This window comes from Bradyrhizobium sp. Kon69, assembly GCF_055807515.1.
Genome location: NZ_JBVVOS010000462.1, coordinates 1 through 254, shown reverse-complemented (window position 1 = coordinate 254; position 254 = coordinate 1). Strand labels below are relative to the sequence as shown.

Here is a 254-nt window from a genome sequence, read left to right as displayed (position 1 = left end):
GCCTGCAGTGCTTGCTCGGCCGGGCTTTTTGACTCAAATGCCTTCAGTTGTTGACGGGCCTGGCGGGTGAATTCGCCCTTGAGCATGGTTTGGTAATTGGCCCCCTGGTCTTTCCAGAACTGATCGATCTTGTCCGTGATCTGCGACTGGAAGTCGGTGTTCCAACTCTTGTGCATGACCGCAGAGGGCGCCAGGGGGAATTCATTATGGGCACCGTATCCGCCCTTTTGGCTTTGTCCCGTTCCGTCTTTATA

1 protein-coding gene is annotated in these 254 nt (G+C 55.1%); it reads right to left on the bottom strand.

Features of this window, described 5'->3' with window-relative positions; all coding sequences use genetic code 11:
* Window positions 1-254: dermonecrotic toxin domain-containing protein (locus AC0L3U_RS39810; protein ID WP_473365182.1), on the bottom strand; the 254-nt coding region annotated here is incomplete at both ends.